The 16600-nt window shown below is 49.7% G+C and carries 11 protein-coding genes; 7 read left to right on the plus strand and 4 right to left on the minus strand.

The features are described 5' to 3' along the window. The first annotated feature begins 419 nt into the window (after positions 1-419). The 4 genes from C1A10_RS00570 to C1A10_RS00585 all read left to right on the plus strand — a co-directional run bounded on the left by C1A10_RS00570 (position 420) and on the right by C1A10_RS00585 (position 6072). The gene (locus C1A10_RS00570; RefSeq protein ID WP_101908371.1) at positions 420-2330 is read left to right on the plus strand and encodes a DnaB-like helicase C-terminal domain-containing protein; all 1911 of its coding nucleotides are present in this window, start codon (positions 420-422) and stop codon (positions 2328-2330) included. Positions 2331-2515: 185 nt separating this feature from the next. Continuing rightward, entirely contained in the window at positions 2516-3589 is a 1074-nt protein-coding gene (locus C1A10_RS00575; RefSeq protein ID WP_101908372.1) for a hypothetical protein, read from the plus strand. 240 nt (positions 3590-3829) lie between these two features. After that, positions 3830-5548, plus strand: a complete 1719-nt coding sequence (locus C1A10_RS00580) for a hypothetical protein (RefSeq protein WP_101908373.1) — start codon at positions 3830-3832, stop codon at positions 5546-5548. A 137-nt stretch (positions 5549-5685) separates the two neighbouring features. Continuing rightward, positions 5686-6072, plus strand: coding sequence for a DUF134 domain-containing protein (locus tag C1A10_RS00585; RefSeq protein WP_101908374.1), 387 nt, complete (start codon positions 5686-5688; stop codon positions 6070-6072). 22 nt (positions 6073-6094) lie between these two features. Here C1A10_RS00585 and C1A10_RS00590 read toward each other — a convergent pair whose 3' ends face one another. Genes C1A10_RS00590 through C1A10_RS00605 form a run of 4 tightly spaced genes read right to left on the minus strand, consistent with a single transcriptional unit; the run spans position 6095 to position 10436 of the window. Continuing rightward, positions 6095-6355, minus strand: a complete 261-nt coding sequence (locus C1A10_RS00590) for a (2Fe-2S) ferredoxin domain-containing protein (protein ID WP_101908375.1) — start codon at positions 6353-6355, stop codon at positions 6095-6097. Positions 6356-6373: 18 nt separating this feature from the next. Then, positions 6374-8074, minus strand: coding sequence for a [FeFe] hydrogenase, group A (locus C1A10_RS00595; protein ID WP_101908376.1), 1701 nt, complete (start codon positions 8072-8074; stop codon positions 6374-6376). A 3-nt stretch (positions 8075-8077) separates the two neighbouring features. Beyond that, positions 8078-9958, minus strand: a complete 1881-nt coding sequence (gene nuoF / locus C1A10_RS00600; RefSeq protein WP_101908377.1) for an NADH-quinone oxidoreductase subunit NuoF — start codon at positions 9956-9958, stop codon at positions 8078-8080. After that, complete coding sequence (locus C1A10_RS00605; RefSeq protein ID WP_101908378.1) at positions 9951-10436, minus strand: complex I 24 kDa subunit family protein; 486 nt, start codon at positions 10434-10436, stop codon at positions 9951-9953. The genes nuoF and C1A10_RS00605 overlap by 8 nt, the downstream gene beginning before the upstream one ends. 824 nt (positions 10437-11260) lie before the next feature. On the opposite strand from C1A10_RS00605, the gene C1A10_RS00610 reads away from it, so the two are divergent. The 3 genes from C1A10_RS00610 (at position 11261) to C1A10_RS00620 (ending at position 16590) form a co-directional block, all read left to right on the plus strand. Then, positions 11261-14032, plus strand: a complete 2772-nt coding sequence (locus C1A10_RS00610; protein ID WP_180950924.1) for an EAL domain-containing protein — start codon at positions 11261-11263, stop codon at positions 14030-14032. Between the two features lie 540 nt (positions 14033-14572). After that, on the plus strand, positions 14573-16333 hold the full coding sequence (locus C1A10_RS00615) for a BglG family transcription antiterminator (RefSeq protein ID WP_242968794.1): 1761 nt from the start codon (positions 14573-14575) through the stop codon (positions 16331-16333). Beyond that, the gene (locus tag C1A10_RS00620; protein ID WP_101908381.1) at positions 16330-16590 is read left to right on the plus strand and encodes an HPr family phosphocarrier protein; all 261 of its coding nucleotides are present in this window, start codon (positions 16330-16332) and stop codon (positions 16588-16590) included. Before C1A10_RS00615 ends, C1A10_RS00620 begins: the two co-directional genes overlap by 4 nt. Positions 16591-16600: the final 10 nt, after the last annotated feature.

Raw genomic sequence — 16600 nt, forward strand, 5'->3', positions numbered from 1 at the left:
AGTAAATGAATATGTGAAAAAACATCATAACGAATCCAATGGGATATATATGATATTATTTATTGACTGATATAATAAATATTTTATTTTATATAATATCATAAAATATATCATATAACACATAATTTATTAGGAAATACAATATGATAGTTAATGCATAAATTAATATATAAAATATGCAATAATTAATATATTAACTAATATATAGTGTATTATATATTAGATGGCTTTTTATAATTGCAAAGCCATTATATTACTGCTCATATGAAAAAGTTGTCAAAACAGGGACAAGTACTTGAATAAAGTAAGTAAAACTAACAAGCGGATACCACTTCGAATAGAATCGCGAATAGATTTGTTTATAGACTTGTGAATAGAAACAATCCATGTTATTCTGAACCAAGAGGAGAGAGCAAGCAATGAAGAACAAAGAGCACCTGATCGATGAATTGAAACAACTCCTGCCGGAATATATGGCACAGAAGCGAATCCTGATCGGAGGCAAGCGCAATCGAATGATTCGCTGCATTAATCCGGCACATGAAGATTTAAACCCCAGCATGTCTTATAACCGCCAGAACTGTACGCTTCACTGCTTTTCCTGCGGCGTCAGTTATGACCTGTTCGATGTTATCCGAATGGATTATCCGGAATGCGACAGCTTCCCGCGACAGGTGAAACGAGCCTGTGAAATTTTCGGTAAACCGTTTCCGGAAGAGTTCGGAAAAAGCGAAAAACCATCAACCTCCTTGATAGAGCAAAGGGCCGCGCGACGGGAGCTCAAGGAACCCGTTGCCGACTTTACCGCTCACGTGGAGGCGGAAATTGTGAAAAACGGTATGGGCGGCGGATACTTTGCAAAACGGGGATTATCTCAGGAACTCTGCGAACGATACCACTTATATGAAAGCAGCGGACGTGCGGTACTGCCGATTTTTACGGCAGGGAAGTGCACCTGCTACTGTGCGCGCGCCATCTCCGAAAATCTTCAGCCGCGCTATAAAAACAGCGCGGGCGCAATGGATGTGTTCGGCGCGGACTACCTTTCCGGCGAGGGAAAGGGGGGCGCACTGTTCATAACCGAAGCGGTATTCGATGCACTTTCAGCGGAGGAATGTGGATTTCAGGCGATGGCGCTTTGCGGCGTCTCAAATGTGCGCAAATTTCTGGCGCTGTGTGAAGCGAACCCTGCGGCGGCGAACAGCTATACTTTTCTGGCGGCGGGCGACGCCGACGAAGCGGGACGCCGGATGAATGAGGAACTTTCGGCAGGGTTGGCGGTGTTAGGGCTGGAATGCCGGACCCTGGAGCTGTCGGAAGGGGCCAAAGACCTGAACGAGCTGCTTGTGAAAGACAGGGAAGCGCTGCGGGCCTGTCTGGAACGCGCGGTAAACGCCGACCGTTACCAGTACGAGCGCACGAATACGGCGAACGCGGTGGAAAGCCTGCTGGACTGGACGGCCAGACGCGCGAGCCGGAACGCGTATTCGACCGGCTTTTACGAACTGGACGCCCTGCTGGACGGCGGCCTGTACGCGGGGCTCTATATAATAGGAGCGATTTCGTCGCTGGGAAAGACGTCGTTTGTGCTCCAGATTGCCGATTACATAGCGGAGCAGGAAACGGACGTGCTGTATTTTTCGCTGGAAATGAGCCGAATGGAACTGATGGCGAAGAGCATTTCGCGCACCAGCTACCTGCTGGACCCGACCGCGGAACGGTCCGACGCACTGACGATGCGGCAGGTCTTGCGTGGCGGTCTGGAAGAAGGAAGCGCGCAGAAAACGCTGTTTGACAGTGCGGTGGCGGCCTACCGGAAAGCGGGGGAGGGGCTGTTCATCCGCGAGGGCATCGCGGACATCGGTGTGCAGGAAATTCGGCGGGCGGTGCATGAGCATATCCGCCTGCGGGGGCGCAAGCCGGTGGTAATCGTAGATTATCTGCAAATTTTGCAGCCCGACGACCGGCGCGCCACCGACAAGCAGAACACCGACCGCGCGGTGGTGGAGCTCAAGCGCATCAGCCGCGATTTTGACGTGCCGGTGTTTGCGGTTTCCAGTTTCAACCGAGAGAACTACCGCAACGCCGTTTCGATGGAGGCGTTCAAGGAGAGCGGCGCGGTGGAATATTCCTCCGACGTCCTGCTGGGCCTGCAGCTGGCGGGGGCGGGGGAGCCGGGCTTTGACGTCAACGCGGCGAAAGCGGCGTCCCCGCGGGCGGTGGAGCTGGTGATGCTCAAAAACCGCAGCGGCCTGCCGTATGCCAAGGTGGCCTACCGCTACAACGCGCGGTTTTCCTGTTTTACCGAGGGAGCGCGGCTCAAACGCTGACAATCGGCAGGAATTTCCATTTTTTGCAAATTAAGTTACAAAGCGGTAACAAAAAGTTACAAAACTATGACAAAAGTGATTGACAAGCCGCCCCGGATGGGATATACTGGTTGCAAGCGAGGGAAGATCTGGAGAGTAGTTCCCTCGAATAAAACTGATTTTAAATTATTAGGAGGAGATTCCCAATGAAAAAGCTGATTGCTTCCCTTCTGACGGTTGCAACCGTTGCTTCTATGGCTAGCATGTCTGCGTTTGCGGCTGATGCGAAAGATTATACTGCTACTGCTGCTTTCGGTACTAACGTTTACACGGATACTGATGTGGAACTGGACACCAATACTGTTAAACCCGATAAGACGGTCTATATCAATATTAACGCTCTTACGTTCTCTGACGGTGCTACTGCCCCTGCTACTATTCTTGGTTCTGCTTTGAAGGGTTATCTGACCGATGATGATTACTTCAAGATTAAGACCGATAAGGGCGACGATGACACCAAAATGATCAAGAAGATCTCTGTCACCGAAAAAGATATTGAAGATGACACTGATGGCCGTGAAGTTGTTGTCAAGATCGAACTGAATGATGACACGACCGATAAAGAGTTCAAGATCAATCCGTCTGTCACTTTCACAGCGAAAGATGACATTGCCGGTGTTGCTACTGGAGACAAACTCACTGTTGAGCTTGGTAAACTCTATATCACCAACACTGAGCTGAAAGGCGACAACGATTGGGATGCAGGTGAAGGCGGCTTCATTGCAAAGCCTTTGAAGAATGAAGACAATGAAATCACTTGGGAAGATGAGAATGACACCATTGCCAGACTGACTTTCGAAGGCGATTCCGATGTCAACAAATACTATCCGAAGCTCTCCACCAAATGGGACAACGCTGACTATGCCGAGAACTTTGCCGGCACCGATGCGTTCATCCGTTCCTTCGTTGGCAACCCGACCATCTCTGCTACCAGCCGTCCGGTTCTTGAACTCTACAATCCGTTCATTGACGAAGATGGCGAAGAGACCGTTGCTGCTGAAGATGTCGTGATCTACGAAGTAGTTGACGGCGCTCTGGTTGATGTGACCGAGAAATTCACCGCTGGCGAAAATGATGACGGCGATTCCGTGTTCACCATCAAGACCCGTACACTGGGCACCTACATCTTCTCCAACGGCGCTGCTACCACTCCGGAAGAAGAGCCTGCTGTTGAAGAGCCCACTGACGTGAAAGAAAACCCGGGCACTGGCCGCTTCTAATTTCGGAATTCTCTAATTGAATCAATAAAAGGACGGATGGCTCTCCACATCCGTCCTTTTTCTATTTTATGGAAAATAAGTTACAAATTGGTTACAAAAGATTACAAAAAGGTTACAAAAATGCTTGACAAAACCAATTTCTTGGGATATACTAACATTATCAAAAGGAATTACTGGAGGGTTGTTCCTTTCGATTCGATCAAAAACTGATTTTAAAACTTGTAAGGAGGATTTTTGAACATGAAGAAAGTTCTTTCTGCGGTTCTCGCTGGTGCAATGACTGTTGCAATGGCGGTTCCTGCGTTTGCTGCATCGAATGTTACCACGACAGTCTACAATTCTGACGGTGATAGCATTGTCGGTAGTTCGAGCGATGTGTTTGACACTACTCCCAGTGTTCCGTTTCTGACTGGTTCCTCAGGGACTATTAGCTACGGAATCGATGGGGTTGTCCCGGGAATTACAATGTATATCCCGTTGGGCAGCACTATGAGCGATGCAGTTGTTAATGGCACTGCTGGTACTACTGAACCTACTGATGCTAATGGCTATTATGAGGCAGGCGCTGATGCTGCCTTTACTGCTGCTTTAACAACAGTTGCAGCAGATGATAAGACAGAAGCTGAAGCTGCAATCGGCGCTGGAAATAAACTGGCTGACTGGACTGCAGTTAATGCAGAGACTGGCGATGTGTACTATTCTGATAGTAATAGCAATCTTACTCTGGTCCCTGATAATACCGCAGCTACTGCACCTGTGGGTTCAGTAAATTTCTATATTGAAGCTGGCAAAACAGAGTATGATAATGCGTTAGCTGCTGAAGTTGCAAACCATGAAACTGATGCACTTGCAGAAACTAGTGTTTCTACTCTTAAGATCACTGCTGGTACTCCGTGGCAGTCTGCTGATGCAAAGTTCTATTATTCTACAACCACTAAGACAATGGTTGCTTATAGCTACAGTGCAGGCTCAGCAGCCTCTTACGACGTTAGCCTTGACTCCCTGACCAACACCGACTACTTCAAGTTTGATGTTGACAAGAATGATGGCAGCAAATATGTCAGCAAGGTTGAAGTTCTTGACGACAAGAAGATGAGCAACCTCAATCAGCGTACTGCTTTCCTGAAGATTACGCTGGCTGATTCCACCACTACTTCTGACCTGAAATCCAGTGGTAAGATCACATTCAAAGCAAAAGGTGATTCTGCTTCCTACACTGGTTCTAAAGAAGTCACCAACGGCGATGCTTGGACTTCTGGCGAGACCTTTACGATCAACTACACTTTCTGGATCAACAACGTGAAAACAGGCAATGATTCCAATGTTGATACCGGCGACCGCGTTTACTTCGATCCGGACGACAACGAGGACAACACCCTTGTTTGGGGCGATGACCGTGCTGCTCTGTACTTCGAAGCAAACGACGATGCTTCTAAATTCTACGCTCGTCTGCAGACCAAGTCTGACTCTGAAATCTACTCCACCTATGGCGATCCTGTGAACGCTGACCTGTGGTTCTTCGATTTCGTTGGCAATCCGACCGTTCCTGCTACCTCCCGTGCTACCCTGACTCTGGGTATTCCGTGGGATGAAGATGATGACTATACTCCCAATCCGGAAGATTGCTTCATCTACGAGAAAGATGCTGACGGCAACCTGATCGATGTTACCTCTCAGTTCACCTATGACGAGGACAATGATGGCACCACCGAGATTCCCGGCTGGTCCATCAAGACCCGCACCCTCGGCACCTATGTGATTTCTGACACCGAGCTCGACCTCGATGTGATCGATGATGTTGATGAAGAGCCCGTTGACGACGATACCGATACTACCGTTGACACCGGCAAAGAAATCCCGAACACCGGTTCTTCCGACATGGTCGGCGTAGCCGTTGTTGCCGCTGTTGTTTCCCTGGCTGCTGCTGGCGCTGTTGCGTTCAAGAAAGCATCCAAATAATAAATCCCTAGCGGTTTATTAAAACAGAAAATTCCCGCCGGTTGCCTCCACAGCCGGCGGGGTTTTTATTGTCTGCGCGCGGTTGACAGCCTGCGCGCTTCCGTTTATACTGGACATAGAAAGGGGAGGGGACACCTATGCCAAGACCGGTGAAATGCAGGCGTATCTGCGCCCTGCCGCCGCGCACATCGTTTGTCTGCGCGGACAGCGGGGGCGGTGTGCCGCTCTCCATGACGCTGGAGGAATACGAGGCCGTCCGCCTCATTGATTATCTGGGGCTGACACAGGAGGAATGCGCCGCGCAGATGGCGGTCGCGCGTACAACCGTCCAGCGCATCTATGAGATCGCCCGCAAAAAGCTGGCGCAGTTCCTTGTCGAAGGCGGCTCCCTGCAAATTGAGGGCGGCAGCTATACCGTTTGCAAGCAGGAAGACTGCCACTGCTCAGGCTGCCATTGTCCCAGCCGCCGCTGTGGGCGCAGGGAATGCCCCCGCCTCAGCAAAGACGAAAAAACGCTCCCGTAAGAACTTCTTACGAGAGCGTTTTTCAACCATTCAGGCGTTTTCGGATTTCCGAATCAAAAAACTGCGTAACGGAAGCGGAAGTAGGCGCAACGCTGAAAACTTCGTCTTCCCCCTCAAACTGGACGGACACCGCATGCGCGCATCGTCCAAAGCAGAATGCCGCTTTGACCTCCAGCCGGTCTTCCAACCCGTTTTCAGAAATCAATTCCTGCAATTTGCTGATGATGTTATAGGAACCTTTTACATGACAGGCGCTGCCCACGCAGACCTCCAATGTTAACATAGAGACGCCCCTTTCATCTCAATCCTGTTTGCCGTAATGGACGTGCAGCAGCTCGTGGCGGTTCTTTTTCAGCACGCCGTTGTAAAGCGCCATAATCATTGGATTTTCCTCCGAGCGTTTGATCTGCGAAAGCTGGTCGGCGTCATAAAGCCCCTGTGCGCGTGCCTTCCTCTGATCGAAGCGCCCGGTCGGCTGGCCCGCGCCGCCAATACAGCCGCCCCAGCATGCCATGACCTCCACCAGGTCATAGGAAACCTCACCCGCGTCGATCTTTTTCAGCAGGTCCTGTGCATTTTTCAGCCCGTGGACAACAGCGATTTTCAGCTCTTTTTCTCCGACTGTAACGGTGGCCTCCTTGACAAAGTCCATCCCGCGTACACCGCAGAATTCAATTTCACGCAGCATGTTGGTGTTTTTCTCCGCAGAGCAACGTCGGATCACCGCTTCGGCGACACCGCCGGTGGTACCGAAAATGACGCCTGCCCCGCTGCCGAGTCCGAAAGGCATATCGGTCGCTTCACTTTCCAGATCCTTAAACACGATTCCATTTTCTTTTATCATCGTACTAATTTCCTGCGTTGTCAAGACATAATCAATGTCATTTAGGCCATCGCGCTTAAATTCTTCCCGTTGAGCTTCTCCCTTTTTGGCGGTACAGGGCATGATTGCGATCACAACGGCTCCTTTTCCGTCCACGGCTTCCATGGTCTTGTAATGGGCTTTCAGCGTGGCGCCGAACATTTCCATCGGGGATTTGCAGGTGGAGACATTGGGCAGATATTTTGTGTTGCGTGATTCCACGTAACGCACCCACGCGGGACAGCAGGAGGTAAACATTGGAAACGGGCCGCCGTTTTCCAGGCGTTTTAGGAACTCACTGGCCTCTTCCATGACTGTCAGATCAGCGCCAAGCGTCGTATCAAACACTTCGTCCACGCCCATCATCTTCAATGCGGCCACAAGCTTGCCCATCGTGTTTTCTCCGGCCTCCATACCGAATTCCTCGCCGATGGCAACCCGCACCGCAGGAGCGACCTGTACGATCACGCGCTTGGTGGGGTCCTGAATGGCTTTCCAGGCGCGGCCGATATCACCTCTGATGGTGATAGCGCCGGTAGGGCAGACGGCCGCGCATTGGCCGCAGCCAATGCAATCGGTATCGCTGAGTTTTCTGTTGAACGCGGGCATGATCTGTAGCTTGGAGCCACGGTAGGCAAAATCAATGACGCCCATGCCTTGAACCTCTTCGCAGACGCGCACGCAGTCCCCGCAGAGGATACATTTATTTGGATCACGAAGGATCGAAGGGCTGGTTTTGTCCAGCTCAAACTTTTCACGGGTGTCCTGAAACCGGATATTACGGATTCCGTACTGGAGCGCAAGCTCCTGCAGCTTACAGCGTCCGTTTTTTTCACAGACAGTGCAGTCACGGCAGTGTGCTGCCAGCAGCAGTTCCAAAATCATTTTCCGGTGCTTTTGCAGGCGGGCGGTATTGGTGCGGATTTTCATGCCGTCTCTGGGCTGCATGGAACAGGAGGCCTCGATGCCGCCGCGCTCATTTTCCACAACGCACATCCGGCACGCGCCGTAAACGGAAAGCTCGGAATAATAGCAGAAAGTGGGGATTTCAATGCCTGCCTTGCGGATGACCGCAAGCACGTTTTTCTCCCCGTCAAAGGCAACCCGCTTGCCGTCGATATACATAATTCCTTTACTCATTGCTTAAGCCTCCTTGATTGCCTTGAACGGGCATGCAGCAATGCAGGCGCCGCACTTGATGCAGGTTTTGGTATTGATGCTGAACGGTTCTTTAATCTTGCCGCTGATTGCACCCACAGGACAGGTTTTGGAGCATTTGCTGCATCCTTTGCAGAGCGCCGGGTCAATCTGAATCACCCGCAGCGCCTTGCAGTCGCCCGCGGGACAGCGTTTTTCGATGACATGCGCCTCATATTCGTCACGGAAGTATTTTAGGGTGCTCTGCACAGGGGAGGCGGCAGTTTTGCCAAGTCCGCAGAGCGCGGTTTCGGAAATTGTGGCAGCAAGCTCGGACAGCAGATCGAGGTCTTCCGAGGTTCCCTCGCCGCGAACGATCCGCTCCAGAATCTCCAGCATCCGCTTGGTGCCCTCGCGGCAGGGGACACATTTGCCGCAGGATTCGTTCTGTGTAAAGTTCATGAAGAAACGGGAAACCTCAACCATACAGGTGCTGTCGTCCATCACGACAAGGCCGCCGGAACCAACCATGGCCCCCACTTTTTTCAGCGAGTCAAAATCCATGGGCAGGTCAAGGTGCTCACTTGTCAGGCATCCGCCTGAAGGTCCGCCGATCTGAACCGCTTTGAAAGCCTTGCCGTTTTTAACACCGCCGCCGATATCGAAGATAACCTCCCGCAGGGTTGTCCCCATCGGCACTTCGATCAGGCCGGTATTGTTGACATTGCCTGTTAAGGCAAAGGCCTTGGTACCCGGGCTATTCTCCGGACCGATGGATTTAAACCAGGCCGCGCCGTTCAAAATGATTTCCGGAACATTCGCGAAGGTCTCCACGTTGTTGAGGACGGTTGGCTTGCCGAACAGTCCTTGCTCCACAGTACGGGGCGGCTTGACGCGGGGCATACCGCGTTTTCCCTCAATAGAAGTAGTCAAAGCGCTGCCTTCGCCGCAGACGAACGCGCCCGCGCCCCGGTTGATATGTAGCTTAAAATTAAAACCGGAGCCAAGAATATTTTCGCCCAATAGGCCGATTTCTTCAGCCTTGCGAATGGCGGTTCTCAGGCGGTTGACAGCCAGCGGATATTCCGCGCGCACATAGATATAGCCTTCCTGCGCACCGGCTGCATAGCCGGCAATCATCATACCCTCCAGCATCTTATGGGGGTCGCCCTCCATAATGGAGCGGTCCATGAACGCGCCGGGGTCGCCCTCGTCGCCGTTGCAGACGATATATTTGACAGGCTCCGCCTGCCGGCGCACCTGTTCCCATTTTCTGCCGGTAGGGAAGCCGCCGCCCCCGCGTCCGCGCAGGTTGGATTCCGAAATCTGTTTGCAGACCTCTTCTCCTGTCATAGAGGAGAGCGCTTTGGCCAATGCGGAATAACCGCCTTTGGCAATATACTCCAACACGTCTTCGGCATCGGACTGGCCACAGTTTGCCAGCACAACACGGGTTTGCTTTTTATAAAAAGGGATTTCTTCCTGATGCTGATAGCTTTTTCCGTCCAGTTGGTAAAGCAGGTGCTTAACGATTTCATCGCCGAGCACACTTTTCTCAACAATCTCTTCGCAGTCTGAAGGCTTCACCTTCGTATAAAGCACACCCAAAGGTTCAATTTTCAGCAGCGGCCCCATTTCACAGAAGCCGTGGCATCCGCTTTTTTTCAGCCCGATATTGTCGCCGTGCGGTTCATGTGCCAGTTCTACACAGACGTCAAGGCCTTTATCTTCACACATTTGCTTAATTTGCTCGTAAATATGTAACGAACCGCCCGCCACGCATCCGGTACCGCCGCAGATCAGCACTTTTTTCTGCTGTTTTTCCAGCGAACCGGCCGCGAACTCGCGCAGATTTACCAGCTCGTCATAAGAGTGTACATTATGCATCCTCTTTGCCCTCCTTCAGGTCATTGAGCAGCGCAATCGCTTTATCGGGCGTCATCGTGGAGTGAACCTTGTCGTTCACAGTCAGAACGGGGGCAAGGCCGCAGGCGCCAAGACAGGAAACAGTTTCCACAGTGAACATCATATCGTCCGTCGTATGTTTTTTCGCCGAAAGCCCAAGTTCTTCGCGGAGAGCTTCCAGAATGGGGATGGATTTGCGGACATGACAGGCGGTCCCGTCACAGATACGAATCACATATTTACCCTTGGGCTCCAGCGAGAAATTCTCATAGAAGGTAGCAACACTGAAAACCTTCGCAATGCTGATATCCAGCCCTGCCGCGATGTATTCCAGAATACTTTGCGGCAGGTAACGGTATTCGCTTTGAATATCCTGCATGATGGCAATGAGGGAAGAAGGCTGTCGCCCGTAGGCATTCAGAATTTCCTCCGCTTTTTCGAAATTGAGCTGATTTTCCATCTTGTTCACCCTTTGATTCAAATATTTTGCGCGCACATCGGCACAGAAAGGCTGACGGAGTGACTGCAAATTTGGTGGGAAACATTAAGTTTGTCAAATATCAAACAACATTTATGATTTCTATTATAGCATGGCGGCAAATATACTGTAAATAGAAAAACAAGCCAAAAGCTACGAGAAATTTATATTTTTGTTGCATAAATAAAGACTAATTTTGTGAACTTTAACATCAAAAATGGATTACCGCACAAATTAAAAATCTATTTTTAAAGCAATATGCATAATCACATGGGAGCCATATAGAAAAAGAATGAATCAATGATTTCTTATATCACAAAAGATGTCTATTGATAAAAATGCAGGAAAACATTCATTTACGGAAAACAAGCTATACAAAGGAAGATAAAGGAGCAATTGACAAATATAGGATTCTTTTTTATAATAAATCTATTCAAAACAGTGAATACATCTGTGAATAGATTCAAACCTCGAATAGATTCTTTGATGAAATTTGGAAGGAAAATCTGTGAAATTTATTTTAATGAAACGCAGCAATAGGGGCATCTTTCAGGGATAGCAACCGGTTGCATCAGTATCGTATTGCTAACCCCCCTATTCAAGTGCGCTTGGATGGGGGATTTTTTTATCAGGAAAAGGTCCGGGACCACCGGAGCCGGAAGGGAGTCATCATGGTCAGTATAAAGAGATTAGCCGTATTTTCTTTGCTCTTGCTTGTCCTTTTTGGTTTCTTGCCTTATTTGATGGTTCCTGCAAAAGCTTCCGGACGGACTGTCCGGGTTGGGTATATTGATTACGGCGATTTGATGAAACAAAATGCGGGCGGCTCTATGGAAGGATATGAAGCGGAATATTTGGACGAGATTGCCCGACAAGCCGGATGGAATTACGAGTATCACTATGATACTTGGGAAAACTGCTTTGAACTGTTAAAAGACGGGCAGATTGACCTTGTATTCGGCGCGGAATATTCAAAGGAGCGCGAACGCGATTTTGATTTCTCCGCATATTCTGTTGGATGGGAGCTAAGCGTGCTTTATGTACGGGAAGATAACGACATGGTTTTCTATGAAGACTATCAGTCGTTTGACGGAATACACGTTGGAATCCTGAAAAACAGCTATCAGGCCGACGCCTTTGCACTGTTTGCCGCAAAAAAAGGGTTTTCTTATGTTCCGGTAGAATACGGGTCTACCCGAGAGGCGGCAAAAGCAATTGATGAAGGAAAAATTGATGCCATGGTTACCGGAAGTCTTTCCTATCAGCCCCACCTCAAGCTGGTGGCAAGCTTTGAACAGGACCCATTTTACATTATGGTGACCGAAGGGAATCGGGCACTGCTCGACCCCCTCAACGACGCGCTCCGCAAAATCAAAACGACAGATCCTGCGTTTGAATCCCGGCTGTATGAAAAGTATTACGGCGACAGCTCTGCTTCAGTGCAACCGATGTTTACCAGGCAGGAAGCGGAATATGTCCGGAACCGGCCGGTCCTGAAGGTCGCCAGCAAAACGGACTGGGAGCCGTATGAATACTGGAACCCGCAGATTTCGCAATACTCGGGGGTTAATATCTTAATACTTCAAAAAATTGCGGAGATTTCAGGAATTCAGTTTGAATTCAAAGGGGTAAAAGCTGGCCAGAATTCCGAAAGTATCCTTAACAGCGGGGAAGTGGATCTGATTGCAAGCGTCGCTCCTGCGCAGAGACTGAGCCGAGACCGGAATAGAACAGCTCCGTACCTGAATGTCCCGATGATCCAGGCAATGAATGGCAATTGTCTGCAAAAAGCGCAGCCGGAAAGGGTGGCGCTCAGCCAATCGTGGAAATTTATGGAGGACTTCTTTTTAGAGCAGCAGGGCATCAAAGAGATTATATGGTATAAGGATACGAAGGAATGTCTGAAGGCGGTTTGCAGGGGGAAAGCGGACGTTACTCTGATTGACACGTTTTCGGCCTCAGCGCTTCAACAGAATCAATGGCTGAATAATCTGATCATTAGCCGGGGTAAAGAAACCGATGTGCCGATCAGTATCGCTGTTAGTTCAAAAACGGACCCCGTGCTGACAGATGTCCTGAATAAATGCATTCTGCTTATTTCACAAAAGGAAATCAACCACGCGTATCAGACCGCGCAGGCGCAGCTGCTCGATGTGCGAAAAGAGCAGATGAAAAAGCAGAATTTAATTGCGATACCGCTGATTCTGCTGTTGTTTGTAATCGGGGTTTGGCTGCTTTATCTGATGCATCGAAAAAAACTTGAACGGGCTTTAACTCTGGACTTATTGACGGGCAGTTTTAACCTCCAGCATTTTAAAATACGGGCGCAAAAACTGCTGCGGGAAAACAAAGGCAACTCTTACTATTTGGTGAAACTGGACGTTATGCACTTTAAAATGGTCAATCAGCGCTATGGAACAGCAATAGGAGACCGTCTTCTGGTCATGATTGCAAATTGCGGAAAAAGATATCTGCGGCCATGGGAAGTGCTTGCCCGAATAGGCGATGATCAGTTTGTGGCGCTGGTTACCATAGAGACCGCAAGAAAAGTTTTACGGAATGTAGACCATATTCAACAGGAATTTAAGGAAGCTTTGCAGTTGGACAGCGACATTATTGTCAAGTGCGGGGCTTACAAAATTGAGGATTCTGACGAGCCGGTGTCTTTTATGATCGACAAAGCCACCATTGCCCACAGATGTGTCAAACAGTCGCCCAAGAAGCATTATGCGGTTTATAATGAAAAATTGAGCGAACAGATTCAGCGGGAAAACCAGATTGAATCTGAGATGGAAGCCGCACTGAAAAATGGGGAATTCCAAATTTATCTGCAGCCTCAGGTAGAGCTTTCCACACTGCACCCCTGCGGGGCGGAAGCTTTGATCCGATGGGTGAAGCCGGACGGAAGCAGACGGCTTCCGGATGAATTTATCCCGCTTTTTGAGCGTAACGGATTCATTGAAAAGCTGGATTTGTACGTGCTGGAACAGATATGCAAATGGCTGGGGGACAGGATTCGTAAAAACGAGCAGATTCTGCCCATTTCAGTTAACCAGTCGCGCTATCTCCTGAATGACACGAACTATTTATCTACTGTTCAGAATATTATCGGGCGCTACGGAATTCCCCGGCACTGGATTGAACTGGAAATGACCGAAAGTTTATATCTTGAAAATATGGATCACCTTCTGGCTGTAATTGAGCGGCTGCATCAGCTGGGCTTGCGCCTGTCCATCGACGATTTCGGCAGCGGCTATTCCTCACTGAACCTGCTGGGGGAAATTCCGGCTGATGTGCTGAAACTCGACCGCGCGTTCATGAAAAACTGCGACCACTCAGGCCCCAAACGGCTGATCGTGCAGAAGCTCGTTGAACTTGCCCGGGAACTGCACATCAAGGTAATCTGCGAAGGGGTGGAGACCAAGCAGCAGGAAGCGTTTTTACAGGAGATCGGGTGCGACGCGGCGCAGGGGTTCCTGTATGCGAGGCCGATGCCTATCGGGCAATTCGATCAATATTTAAGGGAACAGCAAAGAATGGGACGCGAACAGCCGGACTTTCTGCCAGCGAATCCCTGAAACAAGATCAATCCCCCTGAGTTCCGTAGGAAAAGCGGAACTCAGGGGGATTTTTTTCTGTAAGACAGGAAGGGCGTATCTGGTTTATCTGCATATTTCTGTTTATTCTCCACAGGCGGGATCGTATAATCAAATCAATTAGGAACCGGAATGCATAGCTGACGGCAGTTGGGCATTGTGGTAATCAATACGCGGATTTTTGCAGGGATTCTGCCATTCTGTCGGACGTTATCAGCGCAGGCTCCTATGATATAATGTAATTACAGCGGAAGGCCACAGACCGCAGTAATTGGAAAGGGCATAAACATGCTAAGTCAACGTGAATGCAGCATACTCGGGATTTTGCATGAAACAGACGGATTTATTACTGCCGAAGCTATTTCTGGACGGCTTGCGGTTTCGCCGAAGACTGTCCGAAATGACCTTACGGAAATCAAATGCTTTTTGCAGCAAGCCAATACAGGATCACTCTCGGCAAAACCAAGTTATGGGATGCGGTTAAATATAACGCCGCCAGAGTGGGAAAAGCTGCAAAGCTTAATGAAAGAGGATACAAAAGCGGGCGACGGTGTGGAAGACAGAATCCTTCAGATTTGCGGCGTTTTGCTGCGCAGACGCAGAACCAGCATGGGATATCTCGAACAATCCCTTTATATTAGCCGTTCCGGATTGGAGAAGGCGCTCCCGTTGGCCGAACAGTGGCTGGCAGACTGTAATATTCTGCTGCAACGCCGGCGCGGGCAGGGAATCTGTATCCTGTGCGATGAGTTTGACTGGCGCCTTGCCATGTGGAGAGTGTTTCTTGCGGTGCAGCCGGAGGAGCAGCAGGATCGGAATCTGTTCGGTGAAATGGGCGTCGGCCGTCTGCGCCGTTTTCTGGACGGCTTTGACGCGGCAGGCGTCATCGAAGCCATGCGCTGGATGGAGGAACAGTTCGGTATCAGCCTGAGTTATGATTCCCAGCGGCAAATGCTCTTTTTGCTTTCCATTATGGTTTTTCGCCACAACACAAAAGGTGACACGGCTCCACGCAAGGCCCACGAGGAAAACGAGTTCAACCATATGCTTGCAGAGGCTTTGGCTGGAGAGCTGGGGAAACTCTATAAAACCCGGTTTACAGAGGCCGAGCTTGATTACATCGAGTTTATTGCCGGAATTTCGGAAATACAGAGGTTTACAATTGTGGAAACCCACTTACAGTGTGAAAATGCATTCCATAAGCTGTGCAAATTTACGGTGAAGCTGATCACGCTGGTGGAAGATATCCTGAAAGTAAATCTGAAATCGGATGAATCGCTCGCCAGCAGTCTGTTCCTTTATCTGCGTTCTGCGATTGCTCGCAAGCACTGCACGCTCCCGTCGGAAAATCCGCTGCTGGAAAAAATTAAAACACGTTACCCAAATATCTATGCGGCGGCGTGGGCGACAAGTATTCTGTTTGAAAACGAGTTGGGGGTAGAGGTCAATGAAGATGAAATCGGATTTATCGCACTGTATATCGGCGGAGCGGTCGAGCGGGTAAATGTCGTCTGCCGGGCCTGTATGATGTGTAATTACGGAGTCGGGATTTCACAGCTGCTTAAGGAGCGGATTGAACGGGGACTCGGAAATCTGGAAATCGTAGATGTTGTCACAACGCGTGATATAGAACGTATTCAGGCGAGCGGCTGTGATTTCATTATTACAACCCATCAGGTCCCACCGGTTTTTGCGGGAAAGGATGTCATAGTGGTTGACAACTTTCTGCTTCCCTATGACGTCAAAGCAATTCAATCCCAGATGCAGAAGGTGCGCCGGCGCAAAATGAACCGGATCTCCAGACAACAGGAAATCTGGGAAAGGGGTCTGTTTGACAGCCGGTTGGTCCGCATCTTTCCGCGGACACGCGGTAAGGAACAGTTGCTGCGGGAAATGTGCGGGCAGCTGGTGGAAAAAGGTTATGTCGCAGAGGCGTTTACGCAGTCGGTGCTTGACCGCGAGAAGATTACCTCCACGGAAATCGGTAGCGGAGTTGCTATTCCACACGGATTTACCAGATTTGTGATGCGGCCGGTGGTGTCGGTCGCGCTGCTGGAAAAACCGATGCCTTGGTATGGCGGTTCCAGCATAGAGATGATTTTTCTGTTAGCATTCAATATGGAAGATGTCCTGCATATGAAAGCACAGATTGTCAAATTTTATTCCGCTTTGGTTTCATTGATCGACGATAGTGAAAGGCTTCGCGGGTTAAAGAAACTGCACGACGCGGAAAAGCTTGCAGAATTTTTAAACCAACTGATCAGGGAGGAGAATTCCAAATGAAATCCATAAAAGTGGTGATTCAAAACGAAGAAGGGCTTCATTCCCGCCCTGCGTCAGATTTCTGCGCCGCGGCTGCCCGCTGTGACAGCAGGATCATTTTGAAAAAAGCAGGCGATTCAGGGGAATTTGACGGAAAAAGCATTTTAATGGTGATGTGCCTCGGCGCTTGCCAAGGAGACGAGGTGGAAATTACAGCGGATGGACCGGATGAAGAGGAGGCACTACAGAAGCTGCTTGACGTTCTCACGTACGTTTAAGAAGGAAGGA

It is taken from the genome of Marasmitruncus massiliensis, assembly GCF_900186535.1.
Classification (GTDB): Bacteria; Bacillota; Clostridia; order Oscillospirales; family Ruminococcaceae; genus Anaerotruncus; species Anaerotruncus massiliensis_A.

Bases quoted from the DNA above. Each gene is read 5' to 3' on its own strand.
- C1A10_RS00620 (WP_101908381.1), top strand. From the start codon at position 16,330: ATGAAATCCATAAAAGTGGTGATTCAAAACGAAGAAGGGCTTCATTCC.
- C1A10_RS00610 (WP_180950924.1), top strand. From the start codon at position 11,261: ATGAAACAAAATGCGGGCGGCTCTATGGAAGGATATGAAGCGGAATAT.
- C1A10_RS00605 (WP_101908378.1), bottom strand. From the start codon at position 10,436: ATGGAAAATCAGCTCAATTTCGAAAAAGCGGAGGAAATTCTGAATGCC.
- C1A10_RS00615 (WP_242968794.1), top strand. From the start codon at position 14,573: ATGAAAGAGGATACAAAAGCGGGCGACGGTGTGGAAGACAGAATCCTT.
- C1A10_RS00590 (WP_101908375.1), bottom strand. From the start codon at position 6,355: ATGTTAACATTGGAGGTCTGCGTGGGCAGCGCCTGTCATGTAAAAGGT.
- C1A10_RS00585 (WP_101908374.1), top strand. From the start codon at position 5,686: ATGCCAAGACCGGTGAAATGCAGGCGTATCTGCGCCCTGCCGCCGCGC.
- C1A10_RS00580 (WP_101908373.1), top strand. From the start codon at position 3,830: ATGAAGAAAGTTCTTTCTGCGGTTCTCGCTGGTGCAATGACTGTTGCA.
- C1A10_RS00570 (WP_101908371.1), top strand. From the start codon at position 420: ATGAAGAACAAAGAGCACCTGATCGATGAATTGAAACAACTCCTGCCG.
- C1A10_RS00575 (WP_101908372.1), top strand. From the start codon at position 2,516: ATGAAAAAGCTGATTGCTTCCCTTCTGACGGTTGCAACCGTTGCTTCT.
- nuoF (WP_101908377.1), bottom strand. From the start codon at position 9,958: ATGCATAATGTACACTCTTATGACGAGCTGGTAAATCTGCGCGAGTTC.
- C1A10_RS00595 (WP_101908376.1), bottom strand. From the start codon at position 8,074: ATGAGTAAAGGAATTATGTATATCGACGGCAAGCGGGTTGCCTTTGAC.